The organism is Amycolatopsis magusensis (genome assembly GCF_017875555.1).
GTDB lineage: Bacteria > Actinomycetota > Actinomycetes > Mycobacteriales > Pseudonocardiaceae > Amycolatopsis > Amycolatopsis magusensis.
In genome coordinates this window covers 1,181,715-1,204,260 of the sequence record NZ_JAGGMS010000001.1, presented here as the reverse complement: position 1 = coordinate 1,204,260, position 22,546 = coordinate 1,181,715, and the positions used below count along the sequence as shown (strand labels likewise).

Sequence of the window (22,546 nt, the reverse complement as noted above, 5' to 3'; positions counted from 1 at the left end):
AGCGGCGCGTAATGCCGAGCGTTCGGCGGTTGATAAGTGAGTGTATTCGCGCAAGAGGGGGAGGACCTGGAGTTGACCGAATCCGGTGGGCCGGGATCCGGACCCGGTCCGGCCCAGCCCGCCGGGGCGGCCCGGCTCCGCGCGTTCGGCGCGGTCTGCGCCGGGACCGCACTGGTCGCCGTGCACGGCCTGCTCTACGGCAACTGGCTCGTCGACGACGCGGCGATCACCTTCGCCTACGCACGTGACGTCGCCGACGGTGCCGGTCCGGTACTGCAACCCGGCGGCGACTCGGTCGAAGGCTTCTCCAATCCGGCCTGGCTGCTCCTGCTGGTGCTCGGCAAGCTGCTCCGCCTGTTCGATTCCGGCACGATCCTCGGCGTCCCGGATTACGTGCTGTTCCCGAAACTGCTCGGCCTGCTCTGCACCGCGGGCGTGCTCGCCGCCTGGCACCACGCCGCGAAGGGCTTCAGCCGGCGGCCCGCGCTGCTCACCCTGGGCGCGGGCGCGGTGCTGGCGGTCATCCCCTCGTACGTGCTGTGGACGGTGTCGGGGCTGGAGAATTCGCTCTACGCACTGGCTGTCTGCTGGCTGGCGGCGATCACCCTGCGCGCGCTGGCCCGCAACGACCTGTCCCGCACCGGAATCGGCGTGCAGGCGGGACTGCTGGCCGCGCTCGCCGCGCTGACCCGGCCGGACGGCGCGCTGTACGTCATCGCGTATCCGCTGGTCCTGCTGGTGTTCGTGCGACGGCACCGGTTGCCGAACGCACTGACCGCCGGGGTCGCGTCGCTGGTCGCGTTCGCCGTGCCGTACGGGGGTTACCTGGGCTGGCGGTACCTCGAATTCGGCAGGCTGGTGCCGAACACCGCGATCGCGAAAGGGCAGGATTTCCCTTCACTGGAGACCTTCGCGCTCGCCGGGGACCTGCTGGCGTACGCCGGTGCGTGGCTTTCCCTGCTGCTCGCCGCCGGGGTCGGCGTGCTGCTGGCCAAGGGTTCGCCGCGACGGGACGCGTTGAGCGTGCTGTTGCTGTTCCTCGGGTTGTCGGCCGTGGTGTTCTGTGTGCTCGGGCCCGAGCCCAACGGCGAACTCCGGTTCGCCACGCCGTTCTGGGCCATCGGCGCGCTGCTCCTGGTGTTCGTGCTCGGGGAAGCGCTGGCTTTCGCCCGCGGAATCCGCCGGCTCGCGGTGATCGGGGTGGTGGTGCTCGCGTCGCTGCCGACGTTCGCCGCGTTCGCCGACTCCGCGCGCAGGCACGCCGAGGCGCCGATCGTGCCCGCGTGCCTGGTGGCCGAGCGCTACGGCCGGGTGTTCAACGGATACGCCGACGTGCTCGGCGTCCGCGAGGGCACGCTCCTCGTGCCCGACGTCGGCGGAACCGCGCTGACCAGCAGGCTGCGCGTGGTCGACCTGGTCGGGTTGACGCACGCGCGCATCGCCGAACTGGCTGGGTCCGGCGATCACGCCGGCCTGCGGGACTACCTGTTCGACGAGGTGAAGCCGACCTTCGTGCACACGCACCAGCCGTGGTCGGAGATCAGCGGCATCACCGCCGACCCCCGCCTGGACCGCGACTACCACCCGTTGTTCGAAGGCGGACCCAAGGGCGATTGGGTGCGCAAGGACGCCGTGCCGTCGATGGCGAAGCTGCAGGAGGTCCGCGACTACGCCGAAGTCGTCACCCATCGCGTGCTCGCCGAACGCGCCGGATCACTGCGTGGTTCGTGCGGGGCCGTGCTCCGCCCGGGCCAGACGCCCTGATCAGCTCGGTGGCAGGACCGCTTCGACCTTGGCCAGCGTGTTCTTGAGCCGCTCACCGAGGGCGAGTTCCTGGCCGTCGAGCCCCTGCGAGACCCACACCGCGACGGCGAGGTTCTCCGAGCTGTACCAGGTCGCGTTCATCCGGCCGATGGTGTTCGCCCCGGCCAGCGCGCTCTTCTCCGGCGGCATGCCGAGGTCGAGGCGGGTGAACCCGGTGTCCGCGGCGGCCTTGCGCAACTCGTCGGCGATCTTCTTGCCGCCCTCCGGCGAACCGGCGGGCACCACCATCACCAGGTAGCCGTCGTTGCCGTCCGAGCTGGACCGGTAGACCACCTCGGTGGCGCCGTTCTGCTTGAACATGTTCGCCGTCTCCGGCGCGTACAGCTTCAGCTGCGTGCCCTTGTCCACGGGCATCGTCGAGTTGTTGACGTTCTGCGTGCCCGGCAGCGCGGGCAGCCGCTGTTCGATCGGCAGGTCGGCGGGCGGCGGGGGCAGCTGGCTCGACGGCGCGGGCGCGGTGGCGGACGCCGGGGGTGGCGCGGCCGCGATGCCCGCCGGCTCGTCCTTCGCCAGCAACCACACGCCACCGGCCAGCAGGCCACCGGCGAGCAGCACTCCCACGCCGAGGAACAGCCAGGTGGAGCCGTTGCGCCGGGGACCGTGGTCGTCCTGCTCGTAGTAGTCGGGCTGGTTCGGCGGGTGCTGCCAGCTGCGCTGGGCCTCGGTGGCGTAGGGGCGGGTCGGCTGGTGGGCCGCCACCGGGGAGACCACGCTCCGGCCGCGCGTGAGCCCGCGCGGCGGCACGGCCATCGATTCGGTGACCCGCTGGTCGGCCGGGCTCGGCGCGGTGGTCGGCCGGTCGCCGGAGAGCAGCGCGGCTGCGTTCGGCGGCTGCTTCGGGTCCTGGTTGCCCAGCGGCAGCGTCGGGCGCGACTCCACCATCCTCGGCGCCGGGCGCCCGCCCGCGATCGCCGCGGGCGGCTGCTTCCCCTGCCCGGCGGGCATCGGCTGACCCGCCACCGGGATCCGCGGCAGCACGGCGGTTTCCTGCATGGCTTCGCGCGCGGCCGGGTCGTCCTGCGCGCGCCTCGGCGCGGCGACCGGGGACGTCGAGCCCCCGCCGGACGCGGCGGCCAGCAGTTCGTCACGCATCTTGCGATGCTCGGACGGCGTCAGGCTGCCGTCGGCCAGCTTGGCGTCGAGCACCCGCAGCTCTTCCTGCCAGCCCATCGCATGCTCCATGGTCGGTCTGTTCGAGGGGACCAGTGTGCCCTACCGCAGGTTACCGGTCCCCGGATCGGGTGAGTTCCGGCTCGGTTCCCGCCCGCCGGGCCTCCCAACGGCGGAAAGCCCGCGCGAGTGGCCGCTCGACGAACCGGTGCAGCAATTCCGTTGTGACGACGAGCACAGCGAGCCCGATGCCCAGCGCGGGCCAGAAGCCCAGCGGGTCGGCCAGCAGGTTCAGCGCGCTCAGCACCACGGCGAAGTGCAGCAGGTAGACCGCGTACGTCCGATCCGCCAGCACCTTGATCACCCGCGACCGCGCGATCCGGCCGTTCGCCCTGGTGCACAACAACAGGAGCAGGAGGATCAGCACCAGCGTACGCACGTAGGCGGGCCCGTCCGGGGTGCCGCTCCAGGTCGCCGCCGCGCGGGTGGCCAGCCACAGGTGCACCAGCCCGAGCGCGATCGCGGGCACCGGCGCGAGCCGCTTGCCGCGCACCAGCATGACCAGCTGGCCGAGGAACAAGACGGGCAGGAAGGAGGCGATGATCCGCAGGTGCGCCGGGCCGCCGGTGGACGGGTCGTTGGTGAACGAGATCAGCACCGAGACCAGTGCCGCGGCAATGGCCGGTGGCAGCCACGGCCACCGGCGCAGGAGCGGGATGGTCGCGGCGGCGAGCAGGTAGAACACCACCTGCACGGTCAGCGTCCAGGTGACCGCCAGCAGCGTGGACGCGTCCTCGAAGCTGTAGTTGAGCAGGCCCAGGTTGAGCAGCAGATCGCCGAAGTCCGGCGGCTGGTTCACGCCGAGCGCGCCGGTCAGCGCCAGCACCCAGGCCAGCAGGATCGCCACCCACAACGCCGGGAACAACCGCACCGCGCGGCGGGCGAGGAACTGCCCGGAGGTCTCGCGGGTGCTGACGTGCGTCACCACCACGCCGCTGATCACCAGGAACGAGCCGACGCCGACGAACCCGAGCAGGTCGTTGAGGTGCAGTGACGCGACCACACCGCCTTCGATGAGGTCGGCGACCCAGAACTCGTCCGAACCGCGCATCTTGGCCCAGCCGGCGACGTGGTTGTAGAGCACCGCGACCGAGCAGAGCACGCGCAGCACGTCGAGCCCGTGCATGTAGTGCGAACCGCGGGCGGGCGCGGCGGGCGGCACCGGGCGGGCGGCTGTCTGGGTCACACCGCCTCCCGGGTGCGCTGGAACAGGAGCCGGGAACCGCGGTGCCCGGCTTCGGCGAGCAGGCCGGCCCCGGCGGTGGCGAGCACCAGCCCGGCCGGGTGGGGGAGCAGTTCGGCGAGCGGGTGCCCGACCGCGGCGTACAGCGGGATCAGCCACCACACGCGCTCGGCGAGCCAGCGGACGACGGGGTTCGCGGCGATCCGCTCGGCCGTGGGCCCGGCCAGCAGGAAGGCGACCGCGCCGAGCAGCACGGCGTAGGTCGCGGCGAGCGGGTACCACCAGCCGTCGAGCTCGGGCACCACCCGGTCGGCGATCGACACCACGGCGAGCACGGCGGCGATCAGCAGGCCGCAGCCCCAGGCCGGGAGCAGCCCGGCGCGGTTGGTGTGCAGCAACTGCCCGGCGACGAAAAGCGGGTAGAAGGCGGCCGCGGCGGGCAGTTCGGGCACGAACCCGGTCAGCGCGACGGCGTTCAGCGCGAGCACCAGCTGCGCCAGCTGACCGGTCCACCGGTAGCCCGGCGGCAGCAGGTGCGTGCCCCTGGCCAGCAGGAACCCGACGAGCGTGAGCACGGCTAACCAGCCGAGCGGCACCAGGCCCGCGGTCGGCGGCAGCAGGTGCAGCACGACCACCAGCGCCGCGATCGGGTACAGCTCGCGCGGCGAGCGCCCGGCCGCCGCCGCGTACCCGGCCGCGACCAGCAGCAGCATCAGCCCGAGCGGGCCGAAGTCCTCGCCGAGCCCGAGCGGGCGGGCGATCCACTCCCTGGTCACGTCGAGCACGGCGAAGCGCTGGTCGTGCAGGTCGGCCCACTGGCCGAAGAGGTAGCCGTACGCGGTCAGCACCGCCGCGCTCGCGGACAGCAGGGTCACCGGCGTCCTCATCGCGGCTCCCCGGCCGGGAACTCGCCGGTCTGCTCGCCGAGCAGGGCGCCGAAGGCCGCGTCGATCTTCTCGCCCACCAGCCCGGATTCCCCGGAGGCGTCGATGCGCAGCACATCACGGCCGCGGACGTAGTGGGCGTGGTACGAGATCGTGGGGGCGTCAGGCGCCTCGGTGAACCGGCGAACCGTGACGCCTTCGGGCGCCGGGGTGACGAGCTGGTGCCCGCCGGCCGCGTAGATGCCGTCGAGGGCTTCCTTGGTGACTTCCGGGTGCGCGTCGTCGCGGGCGGTGAACCGGCTGAGCAGCAGGTTCACCCCGTTCTCGCGCGTCATCCGCAGGTGCGCGGCGGCTACTCCGGTGGCGACGAGCTTGTCGAGTTCTTCCTGGCTGAAGAGCTGGTAGGTGACGAGCGAGGAGAGCTTGCTGCTGCCGCGGTCGATCAGCAGGTCACCGGGCGGCGTGACCAGCGGCAACGGCGGCGGCCCAGGTCGGCGCGGTTCGGGGTCGGCCAGCTCGATCGGCTGGACCACGGCCTCGGGATTGGCGCCGCTGCCCCAGGCGAGCCAGGCGGCGGTCGGCGGGACCGCGAGCGCGACGAGCAGCGCGGCCGTGACGACCACGCTGCGTTTCCCTCCCCGGTCACCCATAGTGGCTCTCATGGTGCGTGATCAGCTCCGGCGATGGCAGAGCCGGGGTGCGTACAGTGGGGATATGACCTGGTTTGGACGTGACAAATCCCGCTCCGTCTCGGCCGAGGAGGCCCTTCCCGGCCGAGCCGAACCGCTGGTCACCCCGGACTTCCACGCGGTGTTCCCGGACCGCCGCATCAAGCCCCCGTTCCCCGAGGGCCTGCGCACCGCGGTGTTCGGCCTCGGCTGCTTCTGGGGTGCCGAGCGGTTGTTCTGGCAGACCTCCGGCGTGTACTCGACCGCGGTCGGCTATGCCGGTGGCCACACGCCGAACCCCACGTACGAAGAGGTGTGCAGCGGGCTGACCGGGCACACCGAAGCCGTGCTGGTGGTGTTCGACCCGGCGCAGGTGTCGTACGAGCAGCTGCTGAAGGTCTTCTGGGAAGGCCACGACCCGACGCAGGGCATGCGCCAGGGCAACGATGTCGGCACCCAGTACCGCTCGGCGGCGTACTACGTGGACGAGGCGCAGCGCACGGAACTCGAAGCCTCCCGCGCCACCTTCGAATCGGCCCTGAAGTCGGCGGGCCACGGCACCATCACCACCGAAGTCGCCCCGCTCGGCGAGTTCTACTACGCCGAGGACTACCACCAGCAATACCTGCACAAGGTCCCGAACGGCTACTGCGGCCTGGGCGGCACCGGCGTCTCGTGCCCCATCGGCCTCGGCGTCACCGAAAGCTGACCCCGGGCACTGGCAAATCTGTACATATTTCTGTACAGTTCTGCCATGACTGCTTTGCGGGACGTGCACGAACTCACGGTCAGCGAGGCGACCAAACGCGGGGTGGCTGGTCTGGTCGCCGACGCCGAGCACGGTGAGGCGCTGGTGGTCACCCGCCACCACCGGCCGATCGCGGCGGTGGTCAGCGTCGAGCGGCTGACCGAACTCGAGAACGCCGCGGCGGACCTGCGCGACCTCGCACTGGTGGTGGCCCGTTCGATCGGCGATTCGGGACGCCGCACGTCCTTCGACGATGTGCTGGCAGCCTTCGGGCACACCCGGGAATCGCTCGCCGAAATACCGGACGACGAGCGGTAGATGCCAGAAGTCGTCTTCACCGATGCGGCGATCGACGATCTCCGCCGGCTCGGTCCCGATGTCGTGCCCAAGGTGCTGAAGAAGGTCCTGATCCTGTTCGACGACCCGAGGGCGGGGCATCCGCTCGGCGGTGAACTCACCGGTTTCCGCAAGCTCGTCGTCGGCCGGAACCACTGGCGCGTGGTCTACCGCGTCACCGAGGACGGCTCGGTCGAGGTCTGCGAGATCTGGTGCGTCGGCGCCAGGTCGGATGCCGAGGTCTACGCGGAGGCGAGTTCGCGGGTCGCCGGTGCGGACCGCCGGGATCCGGCGGTGCGGCAGCTCGCGGAGGTGGTCGATCGGCTCGGCAGGCTCGCCGGTGGACTGGCGGTCGAGGCCGAGCCAGCCGGGGAACCGGTGCCCGACTGGCTCGCGCGACGCCTCGTGCACACCGCGGGTGTGCCGCCGGAGAAAGTCGCGGCGCTCGATCTCGAGCAGGCAGTGGACCTCTGGACCGCCTTCATCGGAACGCCTCGCGAATAACCGTGTGCTGGTTCCGGTCACTCCCGGCGCAGCAGGTCGTAGGCGGCGGCGCCGATCAGTTCCAGTGAAACCTGCAGCCGCTCCAGGCTGACGTTGTCGGCGATGGTGTCTTCCGGGGTGTGGTAGGTCGGTTCCAGGGCGGCCGGGCCGCTTTCGCCGCGCCAGCTGAAGTTGCCCGAGGCGATGCCCCGCTCGAAGAACGGCACGTGGTCGCTGGAGCCGCGGGCCACCGGGCCCTGGACGCGCGGGTCGTAGCCGAGTCGTTCCGCCGCCGCGCCGACGGCCTGGGTGACCGCGTTGTCCGCTCCGTCGACGGACAGCAGCCAGTAGACCGTCGCCGGGTCGTGGCTGGTGGCGACCATGTCGTTCTGGAAGCAGCCTTCGATCCGGCTCGCCTCGGCGTCGGACAGGTTGTTCACGTAGTACCGGCTGCCGATCAGCCCGTACTCCTCCGAACCCCACAGGGCGAAGCGCACCGCTTTGCGCGTCGGCAGGTAGCGCAGGACGCGCGCCAGTTCGAGGCACAGCACGGTCCCGCTGCCGTCGTCGTTCGCGCCCGGCGAACCGGGGACGCTGTCGTAGTGCGCGGTGATCATGACGACGCCCTGGTCGTCGCTCGGCACGGTGGCCGGCCGTTCGGCGATCACGTTGTACGAGGTCAGGTTGGTGTAGTGGTCCGAGGAAAGCGCCAGCCGGACCGCGCCCGACTTCAGCCGGTCGCGCAGCTTCTCCGCCTGCACCTGCGCCAGCCCGAGCACCGGGATCTGCACGGCGGTCGGGAGGGTCGGGGAGAACGCCGACAGCTTGCGGTCCGCGGTCGCGCTCAACCGGCCGACCAGCACCGCCGCCGCGCCGCGCTGGGCGGCGAGCGAGTAAGCGTTCGCGTCGTTCGTGACGCCCGCGTAGAAGGCGATCTTGCCGGTGAGGTCGGCCGGGAAGCTGTCCGGCGCGCCGCTGCCGACGTCGACGATCTCGCCTTCGAAGGTGGCGTTCTGCGCACCTTGCGGCGAAGAACCGGTCTGCCAGGTCTCGTCACCGACCCGGATCTGCCCGAGGAACTTGTCGGCGACCGGGAAAGGCTGCACGGTCACCTGGTACCGGAGTTTCCGCAGCGTGCTGGCGATGTGGTCACGCGCTTTCAGCTCACCGGCGGTCCCGGCGATGCGCGGGCCGATCTCGTCGCTGAGCACCTTGAGGTGTTCGAGCGCGCGCTGCGACCGCACCCGCGCGACCACGGGGTAGTCGCCGAAGGCCAGGTCCGGTTTGGCCGCCGCACCCGGGCGCTGCTGCCGCCCGGCGGCCGCGGCCGTGGCCGGGTTCAGGCCGATGGCGGCCGCACCGGCGAGCGCGACGGCCCCCGTCATCACGTCGCGACGTCGAATCCCAGCCATGTGCACCCCATCGGTCCGATGTTTCCCCAGCGTTGTCCGAACCTTAGGAACCCGGTCGAAACCAGGACAACCGCCGAACGTCGGCATGGGCCCGGGTCAGGTGTCACACCGGGGCCGCGTGCACCCGATTGCGACCCGAAGAATCCCCAGCTCCACGGGTATTTTTCGAACATATGTTCTATACTGGGGGGAGTCGCGCGGAGAGCTGGGAGGCGCTGTGGCCTACGTAACTTTGCCCACCTTCGTCAGTTGCAGCAGCAGTGCGGGCGCCAAGCGCGCCACGCTGGTGCGGCGGCAACGGCGGATGTACGACAACCCGGAGCCCTCGGGCTTCGACTTCTACCGGCGGGCCGCGGCGGCGATTCGCACCGGCCGGGAGGCGGACATGGACGCCGCCGCGATGGACATCCTGGTCGCGAACGCGACCCCGCGGTCGGCACCGCACTACCAGGCGGTCGCCGAAGGCTGGCTGCGTTACCTCGGCCGCCGCAAACCCGCCGTGCTCAGCGTCGGGCGCGGCCGGTGGCGCTGCGGTGGGCTGGAGGTCGGCATCACCCCGCAGTTCGGCCTGCGCTCGGCGAACGGGCAGGACCACGCCGTGCACCTGTACTTCAAGGAGGAGCCGCTCACCAGGGACGCCGCGCACCTGGCGCTGCGCCTGATGGAGCTGCGGATGAAGGAACTGCTCCCCAGCGGCGGCGAACCCATGGTCCTGGACGTCCGGCGCGCGAAGGCGTACACCCTGGGCCGCCGGGACCGCGACCGCCTGGACCACTGGATCCGCAGCGAAGCCGCCGCCTTCCTCACCCTCTGGGAGCCGGTCGCGTAGCCCCGTTGCGCTGGCGCGGCACCCGCGCGATCCGGCCACTGTCGAGGTGAGGATGGCGGAGGAAGACGGCGGGGAACTGGTCGTACCGCAGGCGGCGGCCGAGCTGCTCAATGTCTCGCGCCCCTACCTCATCGGCCTGCTCGACGCCGGGGAGATCGAGCACCGCCTCGTCGGCAGGCATCGCCGGGTGCGGGCGGACTCGCTGCTCGAATACCTGCGCGACGACGACCGCCGCTGCCGGGAGGCTGCCGACGAATTGGCGGTACTGACGCAAGAGATGGACCAGTCCGGGTGAACTTCGTCGTGCTCTACGACGCTTGGGCTGTACCCGAGAAGCGACCGCCGGTCGGGTGAAGTCGTGACCTGGGGTTGAGTAGGTGTACTCAAGACATCGCGGCGGTGGTGGCGGACCGTTTCACCCATGGGTAAAGCGGTCTCGTCCTCAGCTCCGGCCACCGGGGCCTTCTTCGCGCAGGCGGCCCTTTCGTTCGGCATCGCGCTCGTGGCGGTGGCGGTGGGGGTCGCGTTCCTCCCGGTCGACCCGTGGATCCGGGCCTTCCTCGCGGTCAGCATGCTCTTCGCGATCACCTCGGCCTTCACCCTGGCGAAGGTCGTGCGCGATCGGCAGGAGAGCAGCTACCTGGTGAGCCGGGTCGACCAGGCGCGGCTGGACAAGTTGCTCGCCGAGCACGACCCCTTCAAGGAGCCGGCTTAGCCGCTGGTCCTACGCTCTTGACATGTACGAATACCACGGGTGGGTGACGATCCAGGTCAGCGCGGACGGCGACGAACCGGACGGGCTGCTGGAACGCGCCGTCGACCGTGTCGGCCGGGTGGTGCGGGAGTTCGGCAACGCCCAGCTGGTGGACCTCCGCTACGCCAACGGCGTGCCGGTGCTGCACCTCGGCGGGGTGCTGAAGCGCCCGAGCACGGTGGGCGCCTCGCTGCTGCACCTGTTCATCCGCGTCGGCGAGCTGGCGCCGGCCTCGTACGGGCTGCTGCACGTCCACGACGACGAGGACTTCGCCCACGGCAACGAGTTCCGGGTCTACCGGATGGTGCGCGGGCAGGTCACCGAATGCGCCGACCCGTTCCTCTCGCCGGTGGTGCCGACGGTGGCCGACGCGGACGCCTACGCCGAATTCTGAAACCCGGGACGGACCGGCCGCAGCAGGGTGGCAGGCCGGCCCGTCCCGGAGTCTTGATCAACTGACGGGGAAACTCAGAACTGCACGTCCGCGCACTGGTAGAAGGCGTTGCCGGTGTCGGCGATGTCCCACACCGCGAGCACCAGGTGCCTGCCGGACTTGGCGGGCAGCTTGCCGGTGTGCGTGACGGTGAAGCCGGGGCGCTGACCGTTGAACGGCACCGAGTAGAACGGCTGGCTCTCGAGCTGGTCGCGGGTCAGCGGGGCGGACGGGTTCCAGCCGTTCTTGGTGATGAAGTAGCGGAACGACGTGGTGGCGTGCGCCGCGGTGAGCGTCCAGCTGAAGGTCAGGTTCGACCCGCTGCCGACCTGCTTGGCCGGCCAGCTGCCGCCGCGCGGGTCGTCGAGCTGGGCGAACTGCCCGAGCCCGCCCGCGCAGATCTTGCCGTTGGCCGGGCCCGCCGCCGGGAAGCCCTTCGGGCCCTCGACGCTCTGCGGTTCCCACTGGATCGGGCCGCAGTTGGCGACCGCGCCGGTCTTGCAGTGGTACGCGCGGCTCGGCGCGTTGGTGGTGTAGCCGTGCCCCTGTGCGACGCCGGCGAGCACCACCGGCAAGGCGACGCAACCGGCGGCGACGGCGGCGATTCTGCCCAGGATCTTCTTGGCCATGCTTGCTCCTTGGTGGATAAGCGAAGCGATTCGGGGGGAGCTGGGTCCACCGAGTTTAGGTGACCACCGTCACCGTGGTCTAGACCACAACACAATTGGACTAGACCAAGCTCCCGCCCGGCACGCACCGTGGCGCCCCGCAACCCCGCCCACCCTCATTCGGCCGCACCCCCGCCCCCCAAACCGGACACCCACCACAACCAGTCATCAATCCCCCCGCTCCACGCGCAAAAGCACGCCCTCGCGACGCCACTGGAGATGGGAAAAAGCCGATGGCCGCAGGCCGAGCCACGCCAGCAGAAGTAAGTCGATGGCCGCAGGCCGAGACGGGCCAGCAGATGGGGGTCCGGGGGCTCGCCCCCGGCCGGGGTGTGGGGCTTGGCCCCACAAAGAGGATTCGAAGATCGAAATCGGGGAAGGCGGCACGCCGAACCCGAATACACAGAGGTCGAGAGCGGACGACGGGACTCGAACCCGCGACCCTCACCTTGGCAAGGTGATGCGCTACCAGCTGCGCTACGTCCGCGTGCCCGGCGGTTTCCGCCGGTGCGGGGCAAACTATACAACGGCCCGGAGGGGGCACTTTTACCCACCCGGACTGTGGCTCTTTGGTTACCCTTGGCGCACGAGGGGTGACGGCCACGAGTTCGCTCCGTATGGTGTCCACATTCAACCGAACGGGTTAGCGTTTGGCGGGGAGGTGCCTGGCTGGATGACCGAGCAAAGTACGGTCCCGCCGCCGGTTTCCGGTGAGCCCGCGCTGCTGCAACGACTCCGGGACGGGGAGGACGCGGCGTTCGGCGAGCTGTTCGAGCTGCATGCCGCGGCGGTGCGGCGGCTGGCACTGGGGCTGGCGTCGGATCGGTCGGAGGCCGAGGACATCACCGCGGAGACCTTCTTCCGCGTGTTGCAGGCGTTGCGCCGCGGGTCGGGTCCGCGTGACAACGTGCGCGCCTACCTGCTGACCGTGGCCCGCCGGGTGTCGTGGGAGTGGCATGGCGCTCGCCGCGATGTGCCGGTCTCCGAGGACGAGCTGACCCACCGGGCCGGTGCGGGCGCCGACGCGCATGCCCGCACGGCCGAGCACACGCTGATCACCCGCGCTTTCACCAGCCTGCCCGAGCGCTGGCGGACCGTGCTGTGGCAGACCGAAGTGGAGGGTGAGCAGCCCGCGGTGGTCGCGCCCCACTTCGGCTTGAGCGCCAACGCGACGGCGGCGCTGGCCCGCCGCGCCCGTCAGGGGCTGCGTGCGGCTTACCTCCAGGCGCACCTGTCGGTGCACCGCGGCGCGGACGGCTGCCGCGCGGTGATCGAGAAGCTCGGCGGCTACACCGCGGGCAGCGTCACCGGCACCGAAGCGCGCCGCATCCAGGCGCACCTGCTCGGCTGCTCCTCCTGCCGCGCCACCGCGGACGAACTGCGGGAGGTCTGCTCCTCGCTTCGCGCGCACGCCGGCGTGATCGTGCTCCTGCTGCCCGCCTCCGCGCTCTCCTTGGAGGGCCTGCAGGCGGGTGGTCTTCTCGCCGGGTTGAAGGGGCTGCTGGTCGGCTCGAAGATGAAGGTCGGCATGGCGCTGGCCTCGACCGCGGCGGCCGGTGCGGTCGGCGTGGCGGTCGGCCCGCTGGTGGACCACTCGGCGCAGCCGTTCCACCTCGGCCTACCGGGCCTGGGCGGGCAGGAGCTGATCGCCGCCGAACCCGCGGTGGTGCCGCCCGACCGGGTGCAGACGCCGGTGGTCGCCACCGAATCGCTGCACAACCAGGTTCCCCCGCCGCTGCCACCCCTGCCGCAGCACCCGGAGGTGCAGCCGGGCCCCGGCCAGCTGCCCGCGCTGCCGGACGGTTCGACCGGCGGCGTCGTGCTGCCCGGCGAACACGACCTGCCCGGCACCGTGGACCCCCCGGGCGACGACCCGATGGTGACCGGCCCGGACGACCCCGGGGTGAGCAACACCCCGCGCGACGACGTCGAGCCGCCCACGGACGAGATCCTGAGCACCACCGACGTCCCGGAGACGACCGAACCGGCGACCTCGGTGCTGCCCGCGCCGACCAGCGGCATCCGGCCGACCAGCAGCGGTGACGCCGAGGTGCCCGCCGACGAGGTGACCGACTCGCCACCGACAGCTACCGGCGGGTGACTTTCCGGTCTCGCGCTGGACGAGCGCCTCGCGGTACCGTGGTCTGGCTCGTGCCGCGCTGCTCGCCTGGAGGCTGTGGATGAACCGCCTGGTACATGGTGCCGACGGTCGTGACTGGGTTCTCCGGAGCCAGCTGGAGTGGCGGCCACCCGCCACCGCGGACGATTTCGAGCACGACGTGGCCGGTAGCCACGCCCCCGGTATCGCCATGCTGTTCGTCACCGTGGTGCTCGCGGTGATCCTGGTGGTGTGGATGCCGGAGGACGTGGTGGTGCCCAGCTGGGTGCTGCTGGCCCTGCTGCTGATCGTGATCTTCTTCCCGCTGCGCTGGATCCTGCGGCGGCCGTGGACCGTGGTCGCCGAGACCGAGGGCGACGCCACCGGTGAGCGCCCGTCGGAGCGCTGGGTGGGCACCGTCCGCGGCATGTTCTCCGTGCGCGGCGAGATGAGCCGGATCGCCAAGACCATCCAGAAGCACTCCCTGCCCGATTTCGACGGGCCCCTGCACCCGGTGGAGTAGGTCATGCCCGAACTGCCCGAGGTCGAAGCGCTGGCGCACCACCTGCGTGAGTTCGCCGTCGGGCGGGTGGTCAGCCGGGTGGACGTGGCTTCGATGACCGTGCTGAAGACGGTCAGCCCGGCCTGGACGGAGCTGAAGGGCCGCGAGGTCACCGCGGCGGGCCGGTTCGGCAAGCACCTCGATCTCGACTGCGACGGCATCCACCTGGTCACGCACCTGGCCAGGGCGGGCTGGCTGCGCTGGTCGGATTCGCTCTCCCCGACGCCGCCCAAGCCCGGGAAGGGGCCGCTGGCGCTGCGGGTGCACCTGTCCGGCCCCGGGTTCGACCTGACCGAGGCGGGCACGAAGAAGGGGCTCGCGGTGTGGATCACCCGCGACCCTGCCGAAATCCCCAGCATCGCGCGACTGGGCCCCGACGCGCTGACCGTGGACCGGACGAAGCTCGCCGAGTTGTTCCGCGGCCGGACCGAGCGCCTCAAGACCGCGCTGACCGACCAGTCGCTGATCGCGGGCATCGGCAACGCCTACTCCGACGAGATCCTGCACACCGCGAAGCTCTCGCCGTACGCCACCACCGGCAAGCTCTCCGACGAGGCGCTGGACCGGCTGTCCGGCGCGATCTCCGGCGTGCTCACCGACGCCGTGGAGCGCTCGGTGGGCCAGGCCGCCGCGCGGTTGAAGGGCGAGAAGCGCTCGGGACTGAGGGTGCACGCGCGCGCCGGGATGCCGTGCCCGGTCTGCGGCGACACCGTGCGGGAGATCTCCTTCGCCGACAAGGCGTTCCAGTACTGCCCGACCTGCCAGACCGGCGGCAAACCGCTGGCCGACCGGAGGCTCTCCCGGCTGCTCAAGTGAGCGCCTCGCCCGAACGGCCGTCGGTTCCTCGTTCGTGGTGTCCGACGCCGACTCAGCGTGGAGCGGCCGTGATCGCTTTGTCATGCACTGAGCGTGCCGCCGACCTGGGCACCCCGCCGACCGGTGAAGCAGCAGGTCAGCGGCGGGGGACACCGGACGGGTGTCACAATGGGTAGCTGCTGGTTGTCGATCATGCACAGAAAGTGGAGGAAAGCCCCTTGCACCCGGATGCCGGAGCGCAGAGCATGAACGCCGTGTCCGGGTTGCCTCTCGCGCAGATCATCCCGTGGAGCGTCGCGGCCGTCGCGGTGATCCTGCTGATCGTCGTGCTCGTCCGCAGCCGTCGTCCGGCGAGCTTCGTCGACGACGCGGTGCTCGAGGCCGTCCGCCGGATGTCCAAGGCCACCCCGGACCTTCGCCGCGGCCTCGACGAGAACTCCGCGGACCGCATCACCACGCAGATGCTCGAGACGCTCAAGTGCGTGGCGGTCGGCATCACCGACGCCGACGGCACGCTGCTGTCCTGGGACGGCGAAGCCAACGAGCACTACGACGACCTGCGCGACGCGATCGCGGTGACCATCCGGCGGCACCGCCGCGAGGTGGTCGGGCACGAGAAGCTGCCCTGCAACCACCGCGGCAACTGCCTGATGCGCACCGCGGTGATCGTGCCGCTGATCGTCGAGGAGCAGACGCAGGCGGTGCTGATCGTGGTCGGCCGCACCCGCGGCAAGCGGCTGGTCGAGATGGCCGACGCGGTCTCGCAGTTCGTCTGCACCCAGTTCGAGCTGGCCCGCCTGGAGGACTTGAAGCTCCAGCTGCAGCAGGCCGAGGTGAAGGCGCTGCGGGCGCAGATCTCGCCGCACTTCGTCTACAACGCGCTGAACACCATCTCCTCGCTCATCCGCACCGATCCGGAGGAGGCGCGCGAGCTGCTGCAGGAGTTCGCCGACTTCACCCGATACATCTTCCGGAGTTCCGGCATGTTCACCTCGCTCGCCGAAGAGCTGCGCAATATCGACCGCTACCTGACCATCGAGAGCGCGCGGTTCGCCGGCAAGCTCAACGTCCGGCTGAAGATCGCGCCCGAGGTGCTCTCGGTGGTGGTGCCGTTCCTGATCATTCAGCCGCTGGTGGAGAACGCGGTCAAGCACGGGCTGTGGAACAAGCCGAACGGCGGCACGGTCACGGTGATCGCGCAGGACCACGGCGCCGAGGCGCTGATCAGCGTGGAGGACGACGGCGTCGGCATGGACCCGGCGCGGCTGTCCGAGCTGCACGACTCGCACCAGTCCGGCGCGCACGTCGGCCTGGGCAACATCAACCAGCGCATGCGCCAGCTCTTCGGCGACGAGTACGCGCTGACCGTGGAGACCGCGCCCGGCGCGGGCATGAAGGTGACCCTGCGGGTGCCGAAGTACGCGCGCGGCGTGCGGGCCACCGTGCCGGAGTACACCGAGGCCGCGCAGGACCGCGACCCCGCCGCCGACTCGGTGCCCGCGGCGGTCGTGCACCAGCCGGTGGTGCAGCCGCAGCGCGGCCGCGGCCACACCGCGCGCCACCGCCCGCAGTCCACCCGCGAGGGTCGTCCGACGGCGGCGGGACCCCGCTGAACGCAAGGGGGCGTCCGCGAAGCCTCGGTCGCGCCCTTCGCGCCCAGGCGGCCCCTGGCGGCACCGGGCCTTCGTCCGAGTACAACCCGGTACGAGGACGAACGCCCGGCACCGCCAGGAACCACCTGGATCCCGAAGTCCATCGACCGGCCTCCGCGGACACCCCCTAGTAGGGTGGCCGCATGAGCGTGACGGACAAGCTGACCTCCCGGATTCCCGGTCTCGCCGAGCGCGGCGAGCGCAAGGACGTGGTGTCGGTGGTGAAGCTGCACGGGGTGATCACCCCGCAGGCCTCACCGCTGTCCCGGGGTGCGATCAACCTGTCCGCCCTGGAGACCGCGCTGACCCGCGCCTTCGGCCACGACCGGCTCAAGGCGGTTGCGCTGCTGATCAACTCACCGGGTGGGGCGCCCACCCAGTCCGGGCTGGTGGCCGAGCGGATCCGGCAGCTCGCGGACAAGAAGGGCGTGCCGGTGCTCGCCTTCACCGAGGACGTCGCGGCTTCCGGCGGCTACTGGCTGGCCTGCGCGGCCGACGAGATCTTCGCCCACCGCACCTCGCTGGTCGGCTCGATCGGCGTGATCAGCGGCGGCTTCGGGTTCACCGGCCTGCTCGAGCGCTTCGGCGTGGAGCGGCGGCTGCACACCGCGGGCGAGAACAAGTCGCGGCTCGACCCGTTCAGCCCGGAGAAGCCCGAGGACGTCGAGTGGCTCAAGAAGCTCCACACGCAGCTGCACGAGCTGTTCGTGAGCTGGGTCAAGGAGCGCCGAGGTGACCGCCTCAAGGGCGGCGACGAGCTGTTCAACGGCGACGTCTGGCTGGGCGCGAAAGCGGTCGAACTGGGCCTGGTCGACGGCGTCGGCAACCTGCGCGAGGTGCTCGCCGAGCGCTACCCGGACGCCGAGATCGCCATCGCCGAGCCGAAGAAGCCGCTGCTGGCCAAGCTCGGCATCGGCGCGCCGGCCGCGGCCGTGCTCGACGCCGTCTCCGCGAAAGCCGCCTGGTCCCGCTTCGGCCTCTGACCACCCATCCCTCACCGGCAATGCTATGAGTGGGGCATTACTTGCATTGAATGCAAGTAATGCCCCACTCATAGCATTCAGGCCGCGGACAGGGCGGGGTTTGGGCGGGTATGGGTGTTTTGGGTGATCGGTGTTGACCGGAACTGATCGGGTCCGCACCTGAACGGGCTACAGACATCGGGTTGAGGGCTGGGGTGTCATAGTCAGGCTTTGTTGTTGGCCACAACAAAACCGCTCCCCTCGGTACGGGTCGACAAGGAGGTCACCCCATGCCCGTTCCTCCCCCATCCCCACCCGTGAAAAGACGCCGGTTCGGCCGGGCGCTCGCCGCCGCGGTCGCCGGTGCGGCACTGGTCACCGTTCCGCTGACCGTCCCGGCCGGGGCTTCCGTGCCCCCACCCCCGACCGGCTGGACCCAGGTCTGGGCGGACGACTTCGACGGTGCCGCGGGCACCCTGCCCAACGGCAACAACTGGCGCTTCAGCCTCGGCCACGGCTACCCCGGTGGCCCGGCGAACTGGGGCACCGGCGAGATCGCCGCGCACACGAACAACCCGGCGAACGTCAGCCTCGACGGCAGCGGAAACCTGCGCATCACGCCGTTGCGCGACGGCGCCGGGAACTGGACCTCGGCGCGGATCGAGACCAACAAGCAGGACTTCAAGGCACCGGAGAACGGCGTGCTGCGCGTCGAAAGCCGGTTGCAGATGCCGAACGTCACCGGGGAAGCCGCGCTGGGCTACTGGCCGGCGTTCTGGATGCTCGGCTCGCCGTACCGCGGCAACTGGTGGAACTGGCCCGGCATCGGCGAGTTCGACATCATGGAGAACGTCAACGGGATCAACTCCGTGTGGGGCGTGCTGCACTGCGGCACCGCGCCCGGCGGGCCGTGCAACGAGAACAACGGCATCGGCACCAGCCGCACCTGCCCGGGCGCCAGCTGCCAGAGCGCCTTCCACACCTTCACCTTCGAGTGGGACCGCAGCACCAGCCCCAACCAGCTGCGGTGGTACGTCGACGGTCAGCAGTTCCACCAGGTCAGCCAGAACCAGCTGGACGCGACCACGTGGACCAACATGACCAGTCACGCCGGGTACTTCATCATCCTGAACGTGGCGATGGGCGGGGCCTTCCCGAACGGGGTGGCCGGTATCGGCACGCCGACCGCGGCCACCGTGCCGGGGCGGCCGATGGTGGTCGACTACGTGGCCGCGTGGACCCGCGGCGGTGGCGGCACCGGTGATCCCGGTGGCACCGACGCCTACGGCACCATCCAGGCGGAGAACCACCAGCAGCAGAACGGCCTGACCACGCAGACCACCACCGACGCCGGTGGCGGCCAGAACGTGGCGACCGCGGCCAACGGCGACTGGGCCAGGTACAACGGCATCAAGTTCGGTTCGCAGACCGCCACCCAGGTCAAGGCGCGGGTCGCCTCCGGCGCGGGCGGCGGGGTGAGCGGGCTGGTCGAGGTGCGGCTGGACAGCCTGTCGAATCCGCCGATCGGGTCGTTCTCGGTGGGCAACACCGGCGGCTGGCAGAGCTGGCAGACGATCCCGGCGAACATCAGCGGGGTCACCGGCACGCACGACGTCTACCTGAGCTTCCGCAGCGGGCAGCCGTCGGACTTCGTGAACGTCAACTGGTTCACCTTCGCACCGTAACCAATCGGCGACGTGGGGGCGGCAGACATTCCGCCCCCGCGTCGCTTATAACTGAACCGGACTCCTTCCCACCAAAGCTGGACATAGCCACTTTCACTAGGCAGGATGCTTGTCACTGTGAGTACCCACGAAGACACTTCGGGCCTGCTGGTGCTGGCCGTCGACGACGAGCCGCACGGCCTGTCCGAACTCGCCCACTGCCTGGAGAACAACCCGGCCATCCGGCGGATCTTCACCTGCACCGACGCCACTGACGCGCTGCGGCTGCTGGCCTCGGACGACGCCGAGGTCCGCTACCGCAAGGACCGCGGCCTGGCCCCGGTCGACGCGGTGTTCGCCGACCTGAACATGCCCGGCCTGTCCGGCATGGAGATGTCGCGCGTGTTCGCCACGCTGAACCCGGCGCCGGTGCTGGTCTTCGTCACCGGGCACCCGGAGGAGGCGGTGAACGCCTTCGACCTCGGCGCGGTCGACTACGTGCTCAAGCCGTGCAAGCAGGAACGCCTGGACAAGGCCATCAAGCGGGTGCTGCAGTCGCTGCAGGCCGCTCCCGCGCCCGCCGCCCCGGCCGGGCAGGAGCCGGTGAAGACCGACGACGAGGTCATCGCGGTCGAACTGGCGGGCAACACCAAGCTCATCCCGCGCGCGAACGTGCGCTGGGTCGAGGCGCAGGGCGACTACGCGCGGCTGTTCACCACCGACGGCAGCCACCTCGTGCGCATCCCGCTGGCCCAGCTCGAAGAACGCTGGGAGAAGGCGGGTTTCGTCCGCATCCACCGGTCCTACCTGGTTGCGCTGCAGCTGATCACCGAGCTGCGGATGGGCCAGGGCGGCTACCAGGTGGTCATCGGCAACGAGGAGAAGTTGCTGCCGGTGAGCCGCAGGCACACCCGTGAGCTGAAGGACCGGCTGGTCGGCTCGTCGCGGAACAGCTAGCCATGACCCTCGGTGGGGACCCGTACCGCCAGATCGGCGGGGTGCGCGAGCCCGACCCGACGCTCGGCAAGAACCTGGGCCGCCACGCGAAGGCGCAGGCCGGGCCGGTGCCCCCCACCTCGAAGACCGAACCGGTCCCGTCGGGCGCCCTGCCCGACGACCTGCCGGAGCCCGAGCACCACTCCCGGCCCCGGCGCCAGCGGGTGGTGCTGTCCGGGCCGAAGCAGACGAACGCGCTGCGGGCCCGCGTCGAGCTGGAGGAGCAGACCAGCTGGGGCGAGCTGCTGATCAAGGACCTGGTGAAGAAGCAGCTGCGCACCGGGCTCGCGCTCGGGCTGCTGGTGGTGGTGCTGCTCGGCGCGCTGCCGCTGGCCTTCTTCCTGTCCCCGGACTTCGCCGGGCTGCGGCTGATCGGCGTGCCGGTGGCCTGGCTGCTGCTCGGGGTGGTGCCGTTCCCGCTGCTGCTCGCCGTCGGCCTGTGGTACAACCGCCTGGCCGAACGCCATGAACGGGCCTTCGTCGACATGATCGAGGACTGAGATTCCCCGACCGCGTGCGAGGATCTTCGAGTGCAGCTGAACCCGTGGGCGCTGGCCGGCATCGTGCTGGTCGGCATGGTCACGTTCTACCTCGGCCACCGGTCCTCGCGGTTCGCCAGCAGCACGCACGACTTCCTGGTCGCCCGCCGGACCGTGCGGTCCCGGCGCAACGCGGCCGCCATCTCCGGTGAGTACCTGTCGGCGGCCTCGTTCCTCGGGGTCGCGGGCATCGTGCTCAAGGAGGGCGCCGACGCGCTGTGGTTCCCGATCGGCTTCACCGCGGGTTACCTGGCGCTGATGCTGTTCGTCGCCGCGCCGCTGCGGCGTTCCGGCGCGTACACGCTGCCGGACTTCCTCGAAGCGCGGCTCGGGTCGCTGCCGCTGCGCCGGTTCTCCACCGCCTTCGTGGTGTTCATCGGCATCCTCTACATGGTCCCGCAGCTGCAGGGCGCCGGGCTCGGGCTGACCACCATCCTCGGCACGCCCGCGTGGGCCGGCGCGGTGGTGGTGACCGTGGTGGTGACCATCAACGTGATCGCCGGCGGCATGCGCGCGATCACCGTGGTCCAGGCGTTCCAGTACTGGCTGAAGCTGTTCGCCATCGCCGCGCCGACGTTCGTGCTGTGCGTGGTGTTCATCGGGGGCGGGGCCGGGCCGACCGCCGGCTCGCTGGGCACGGCGGCGCCCCCGATGTTCACCGAGGAAACCACGGTCGACGTGCAGACCCCGGTCACGCTGAGGGTGGCCGTGCCGACCGTGCTCTACGCGGACGGCGTGGTGGACGGGGCGAAGTCCGAGGGCGTGGTGTTCTGGTCGCCCGAGGTCACCCCGGAGGTCGGCGAGGGCACCAAGCTGCGCTTCCCGGCGGGCTCACCGGTGCCGGTGGTGACCGGGGCGGTGGCCGACAACTCGACCTGGCTGCTGCCCGCCTCCGCCGACGTGACCGACCTGCTCAGCACGTATTCGCTGATGTTCGCCACGTTCCTCGGCACGATGGGCCTGCCGCACGTGCTGGTCCGCTTCTACACCAACCCGGACGGCAAGGCCGCGCGCCGGACCACGGTGCACGTCCTGCTGCTGCTCGGCCTGTTCTACCTCTTCCCGGCGCTGCTCGGCGCGTTGTCCCGGTTGTACGTGCCGGAGCTGCTGGTCACCGGGCAGACCGACGCCGCGGTGCTGCTGCTGCCCTCGGCGATGCTGGGCGGGCTCGGCGGGCAGATCCTCGGCGCGGTCACCGCCGCCGGTGCCTTCGCCGCCTTCCTGTCCACCGCGTCGGGCCTGCTGGTCAGCGTGGCCGGGGTGCTGTCCACCGACGTGCTGCCCGGCCGCGTCCGCGACTTCCGGCTGGCCACCGTGCTGGTCGCGCTGGCCCCGCTGGGCATCGCGCTGGCCCTGCGCCAGGACGACCTGTCGCTCAGCGTCGGCATGACCTTCGCGCTGGCCGCGTCCACCTTCAGCCCGATGCTGCTGCTCGGCATCTGGTGGCGGAAGCTGACCTGGACCGGGGCGATGGCGGGCATGGTCGTCGGCGGCACGCTGGTGCTGGGCGCGCTCGCGGTGACCATCGTCAGCGGGTACACCGGCGACTGGGCGCCGTGGTTCGCCGTGCAGCCCGCGTTGTTCACCGTGCCCGCCGCGTTCCTGGCCACGATGCTGGTCAGCAAGGCCACCGCGCACCGGGTGCCCGACGACCTGAACGCGGTGATGCTGCGCCTGCACGCGCCGGACCCGCTGGGCTTCATGCGCGACCGCGCGGTGGCGCGGTTCGGTCAGGCGGAGGAAAAGGCACGCACCGGCCGCGGGCGGCACCGGAAGTAACATTCCACTCTCAGTCACCGCCTTCCCCTGATCGTGCGACCTGCGCACCTCCCCCATCAGGAGGATGATCCTCGGCACACCGCTGG

General features: G+C 70.9%; 23 protein-coding genes and 1 tRNA gene. 17 read left to right on the top strand and 7 right to left on the bottom strand.

Annotated elements, in window-relative coordinates; translation table 11 throughout:
- The first annotated feature begins 72 nt into the window (after positions 1–72).
- Complete coding sequence (locus tag JOM49_RS05775; RefSeq protein ID WP_209663324.1) at positions 73–1,764, top strand: glycosyltransferase family 39 protein; 1,692 nt, start codon at positions 73–75, stop codon at positions 1,762–1,764.
- Here JOM49_RS05775 and JOM49_RS05770 read toward each other — a convergent pair whose 3' ends face one another.
- From JOM49_RS05770 to JOM49_RS05755, 4 genes are read right to left on the bottom strand one after another with little or no spacing between them, the layout of a single operon-like run.
- Entirely contained in the window at positions 1,765–2,994 is a 1,230-nt protein-coding gene (locus JOM49_RS05770) for a hypothetical protein (protein WP_209663323.1), read from the bottom strand. It abuts the gene before it with no gap.
- 52 nt (positions 2,995–3,046) lie between these two features.
- Positions 3,047–4,180, bottom strand: a complete 1,134-nt coding sequence (locus tag JOM49_RS05765; RefSeq protein ID WP_209663322.1) for an acyltransferase family protein — start codon at positions 4,178–4,180, stop codon at positions 3,047–3,049.
- Positions 4,177–5,064: a hypothetical protein gene (locus JOM49_RS05760; protein WP_209663321.1), complete on the bottom strand. Its 888-nt coding sequence runs from the start codon at positions 5,062–5,064 to the stop codon at positions 4,177–4,179. The genes JOM49_RS05765 and JOM49_RS05760 overlap by 4 nt, the downstream gene beginning before the upstream one ends.
- The gene (locus JOM49_RS05755) at positions 5,061–5,684 is read right to left on the bottom strand and encodes a hypothetical protein (RefSeq protein ID WP_209663320.1); all 624 of its coding nucleotides are present in this window, start codon (positions 5,682–5,684) and stop codon (positions 5,061–5,063) included. The genes JOM49_RS05760 and JOM49_RS05755 overlap by 4 nt, the downstream gene beginning before the upstream one ends.
- Before the next feature lie 91 nt (positions 5,685–5,775).
- On the opposite strand from JOM49_RS05755, the gene msrA reads away from it, so the two are divergent.
- Genes msrA through JOM49_RS05740 form a run of 3 tightly spaced genes read left to right on the top strand, consistent with a single transcriptional unit; the run spans position 5,776 to position 7,317 of the window.
- Positions 5,776–6,438 carry a peptide-methionine (S)-S-oxide reductase MsrA gene (gene msrA / locus JOM49_RS05750; protein WP_209663319.1) on the top strand — a complete coding sequence of 221 codons (663 nt, stop codon included), beginning with the start codon at positions 5,776–5,778 and terminating at the stop codon, positions 6,436–6,438.
- A gap of 45 nt (positions 6,439–6,483) precedes the next feature.
- On the top strand, positions 6,484–6,795 hold the full coding sequence (locus JOM49_RS05745) for a type II toxin-antitoxin system Phd/YefM family antitoxin (RefSeq protein ID WP_209663318.1): 312 nt from the start codon (positions 6,484–6,486) through the stop codon (positions 6,793–6,795).
- On the top strand, positions 6,796–7,317 hold the full coding sequence (locus JOM49_RS05740) for a type II toxin-antitoxin system RelE family toxin (protein ID WP_209663317.1): 522 nt from the start codon (positions 6,796–6,798) through the stop codon (positions 7,315–7,317).
- A gap of 17 nt (positions 7,318–7,334) precedes the next feature.
- On the opposite strand, the gene JOM49_RS05735 is transcribed toward JOM49_RS05740, so the two are convergent.
- Entirely contained in the window at positions 7,335–8,708 is a 1,374-nt protein-coding gene (locus JOM49_RS05735; RefSeq protein ID WP_209663316.1) for a M28 family peptidase, read from the bottom strand.
- Between the two features lie 217 nt (positions 8,709–8,925).
- Here JOM49_RS05735 and JOM49_RS05730 point away from each other — a divergent pair, with 217 nt between their 5' ends.
- The 4 genes from JOM49_RS05730 to JOM49_RS05715 all read left to right on the top strand — a co-directional run bounded on the left by JOM49_RS05730 (position 8,926) and on the right by JOM49_RS05715 (position 10,685).
- Positions 8,926–9,537, top strand: a complete 612-nt coding sequence (locus tag JOM49_RS05730; RefSeq protein ID WP_209663315.1) for a hypothetical protein — start codon at positions 8,926–8,928, stop codon at positions 9,535–9,537.
- 52 nt (positions 9,538–9,589) lie between these two features.
- Positions 9,590–9,832 (top strand): helix-turn-helix domain-containing protein, encoded by a 243-nt coding sequence (locus JOM49_RS05725; RefSeq protein ID WP_209663314.1) that lies wholly within the window; start codon positions 9,590–9,592, stop codon positions 9,830–9,832.
- Positions 9,833–9,958: 126 nt separating this feature from the next.
- On the top strand, positions 9,959–10,252 hold the full coding sequence (locus JOM49_RS05720; protein WP_209663313.1) for a YiaA/YiaB family inner membrane protein: 294 nt from the start codon (positions 9,959–9,961) through the stop codon (positions 10,250–10,252).
- A gap of 22 nt (positions 10,253–10,274) precedes the next feature.
- Positions 10,275–10,685: an Imm7 family immunity protein gene (locus JOM49_RS05715; RefSeq protein ID WP_209663312.1), complete on the top strand. Its 411-nt coding sequence runs from the start codon at positions 10,275–10,277 to the stop codon at positions 10,683–10,685.
- 74 nt (positions 10,686–10,759) lie between these two features.
- Here the strand turns inward: JOM49_RS05715 and JOM49_RS05710 are convergent, their stop codons facing one another.
- Positions 10,760–11,353 carry a lytic polysaccharide monooxygenase auxiliary activity family 9 protein gene (locus JOM49_RS05710; protein WP_209663311.1) on the bottom strand — a complete coding sequence of 198 codons (594 nt, stop codon included), beginning with the start codon at positions 11,351–11,353 and terminating at the stop codon, positions 10,760–10,762.
- A 453-nt stretch (positions 11,354–11,806) separates the two neighbouring features.
- Positions 11,807–11,879 (bottom strand) — tRNA-Gly (locus JOM49_RS05705).
- A 186-nt stretch (positions 11,880–12,065) separates the two neighbouring features.
- On the opposite strand from JOM49_RS05705, the gene JOM49_RS05700 reads away from it, so the two are divergent.
- The 9 genes from JOM49_RS05700 to JOM49_RS05660 all read left to right on the top strand — a co-directional run bounded on the left by JOM49_RS05700 (position 12,066) and on the right by JOM49_RS05660 (position 22,460).
- Complete coding sequence (locus tag JOM49_RS05700; protein WP_209663310.1) at positions 12,066–13,493, top strand: sigma-70 family RNA polymerase sigma factor; 1,428 nt, start codon at positions 12,066–12,068, stop codon at positions 13,491–13,493.
- A 79-nt stretch (positions 13,494–13,572) separates the two neighbouring features.
- Positions 13,573–14,013 carry a DUF983 domain-containing protein gene (locus JOM49_RS05695; RefSeq protein WP_209663309.1) on the top strand — a complete coding sequence of 147 codons (441 nt, stop codon included), beginning with the start codon at positions 13,573–13,575 and terminating at the stop codon, positions 14,011–14,013.
- 3 nt (positions 14,014–14,016) lie between these two features.
- Positions 14,017–14,868 carry an Fpg/Nei family DNA glycosylase gene (locus JOM49_RS05690; protein WP_209663308.1) on the top strand — a complete coding sequence of 284 codons (852 nt, stop codon included), beginning with the start codon at positions 14,017–14,019 and terminating at the stop codon, positions 14,866–14,868.
- 245 nt (positions 14,869–15,113) lie between these two features.
- Complete coding sequence (locus JOM49_RS05685) at positions 15,114–16,481, top strand: sensor histidine kinase (RefSeq protein ID WP_209663307.1); 1,368 nt, start codon at positions 15,114–15,116, stop codon at positions 16,479–16,481.
- A 182-nt stretch (positions 16,482–16,663) separates the two neighbouring features.
- Positions 16,664–17,503 (top strand): S49 family peptidase, encoded by an 840-nt coding sequence (locus tag JOM49_RS05680; protein ID WP_209663306.1) that lies wholly within the window; start codon positions 16,664–16,666, stop codon positions 17,501–17,503.
- A gap of 296 nt (positions 17,504–17,799) precedes the next feature.
- The gene (locus JOM49_RS05675) at positions 17,800–19,167 is read left to right on the top strand and encodes a glycoside hydrolase family 16 protein (RefSeq protein ID WP_308158659.1); all 1,368 of its coding nucleotides are present in this window, start codon (positions 17,800–17,802) and stop codon (positions 19,165–19,167) included.
- A gap of 105 nt (positions 19,168–19,272) precedes the next feature.
- Entirely contained in the window at positions 19,273–20,103 is an 831-nt protein-coding gene (locus JOM49_RS05670) for a LytR/AlgR family response regulator transcription factor (RefSeq protein ID WP_209663304.1), read from the top strand.
- A gap of 2 nt (positions 20,104–20,105) precedes the next feature.
- A complete protein-coding gene (locus tag JOM49_RS05665) occupies positions 20,106–20,642 on the top strand; it encodes a hypothetical protein (RefSeq protein ID WP_209663303.1) in 537 nt (178 codons plus the stop codon).
- A 30-nt stretch (positions 20,643–20,672) separates the two neighbouring features.
- Complete coding sequence (locus JOM49_RS05660; protein ID WP_209663302.1) at positions 20,673–22,460, top strand: sodium/solute symporter; 1,788 nt, start codon at positions 20,673–20,675, stop codon at positions 22,458–22,460.
- Positions 22,461–22,546: the final 86 nt, after the last annotated feature.

Excerpts from the sequence above, each read along its gene's own strand:
- JOM49_RS05700 (WP_209663310.1), top strand. The coding sequence starts at position 12,066 with ATGACCGAGCAAAGTACGGTCCCGCCGCCGGTTTCCGGTGAGCCCGCG.
- JOM49_RS05665 (WP_209663303.1), top strand. The coding sequence starts at position 20,106 with ATGACCCTCGGTGGGGACCCGTACCGCCAGATCGGCGGGGTGCGCGAG.
- JOM49_RS05760 (WP_209663321.1), bottom strand. The coding sequence starts at position 5,064 with ATGAGGACGCCGGTGACCCTGCTGTCCGCGAGCGCGGCGGTGCTGACC.
- JOM49_RS05690 (WP_209663308.1), top strand. The coding sequence starts at position 14,017 with ATGCCCGAACTGCCCGAGGTCGAAGCGCTGGCGCACCACCTGCGTGAG.
- JOM49_RS05725 (WP_209663314.1), top strand. The coding sequence starts at position 9,590 with ATGGCGGAGGAAGACGGCGGGGAACTGGTCGTACCGCAGGCGGCGGCC.
- JOM49_RS05770 (WP_209663323.1), bottom strand. The coding sequence starts at position 2,994 with ATGGGCTGGCAGGAAGAGCTGCGGGTGCTCGACGCCAAGCTGGCCGAC.
- JOM49_RS05670 (WP_209663304.1), top strand. The coding sequence starts at position 19,273 with ATGCTTGTCACTGTGAGTACCCACGAAGACACTTCGGGCCTGCTGGTG.
- JOM49_RS05745 (WP_209663318.1), top strand. The coding sequence starts at position 6,484 with ATGACTGCTTTGCGGGACGTGCACGAACTCACGGTCAGCGAGGCGACC.
- JOM49_RS05685 (WP_209663307.1), top strand. The coding sequence starts at position 15,114 with ATGAACGCCGTGTCCGGGTTGCCTCTCGCGCAGATCATCCCGTGGAGC.
- msrA (WP_209663319.1), top strand. The coding sequence starts at position 5,776 with ATGACCTGGTTTGGACGTGACAAATCCCGCTCCGTCTCGGCCGAGGAG.
- JOM49_RS05715 (WP_209663312.1), top strand. The coding sequence starts at position 10,275 with ATGTACGAATACCACGGGTGGGTGACGATCCAGGTCAGCGCGGACGGC.
- JOM49_RS05680 (WP_209663306.1), top strand. The coding sequence starts at position 16,664 with ATGAGCGTGACGGACAAGCTGACCTCCCGGATTCCCGGTCTCGCCGAG.
- JOM49_RS05710 (WP_209663311.1), bottom strand. The coding sequence starts at position 11,353 with ATGGCCAAGAAGATCCTGGGCAGAATCGCCGCCGTCGCCGCCGGTTGC.
- JOM49_RS05695 (WP_209663309.1), top strand. The coding sequence starts at position 13,573 with ATGAACCGCCTGGTACATGGTGCCGACGGTCGTGACTGGGTTCTCCGG.
- JOM49_RS05720 (WP_209663313.1), top strand. The coding sequence starts at position 9,959 with ATGGGTAAAGCGGTCTCGTCCTCAGCTCCGGCCACCGGGGCCTTCTTC.
- JOM49_RS05740 (WP_209663317.1), top strand. The coding sequence starts at position 6,796 with ATGCCAGAAGTCGTCTTCACCGATGCGGCGATCGACGATCTCCGCCGG.
- JOM49_RS05735 (WP_209663316.1), bottom strand. The coding sequence starts at position 8,708 with ATGGCTGGGATTCGACGTCGCGACGTGATGACGGGGGCCGTCGCGCTC.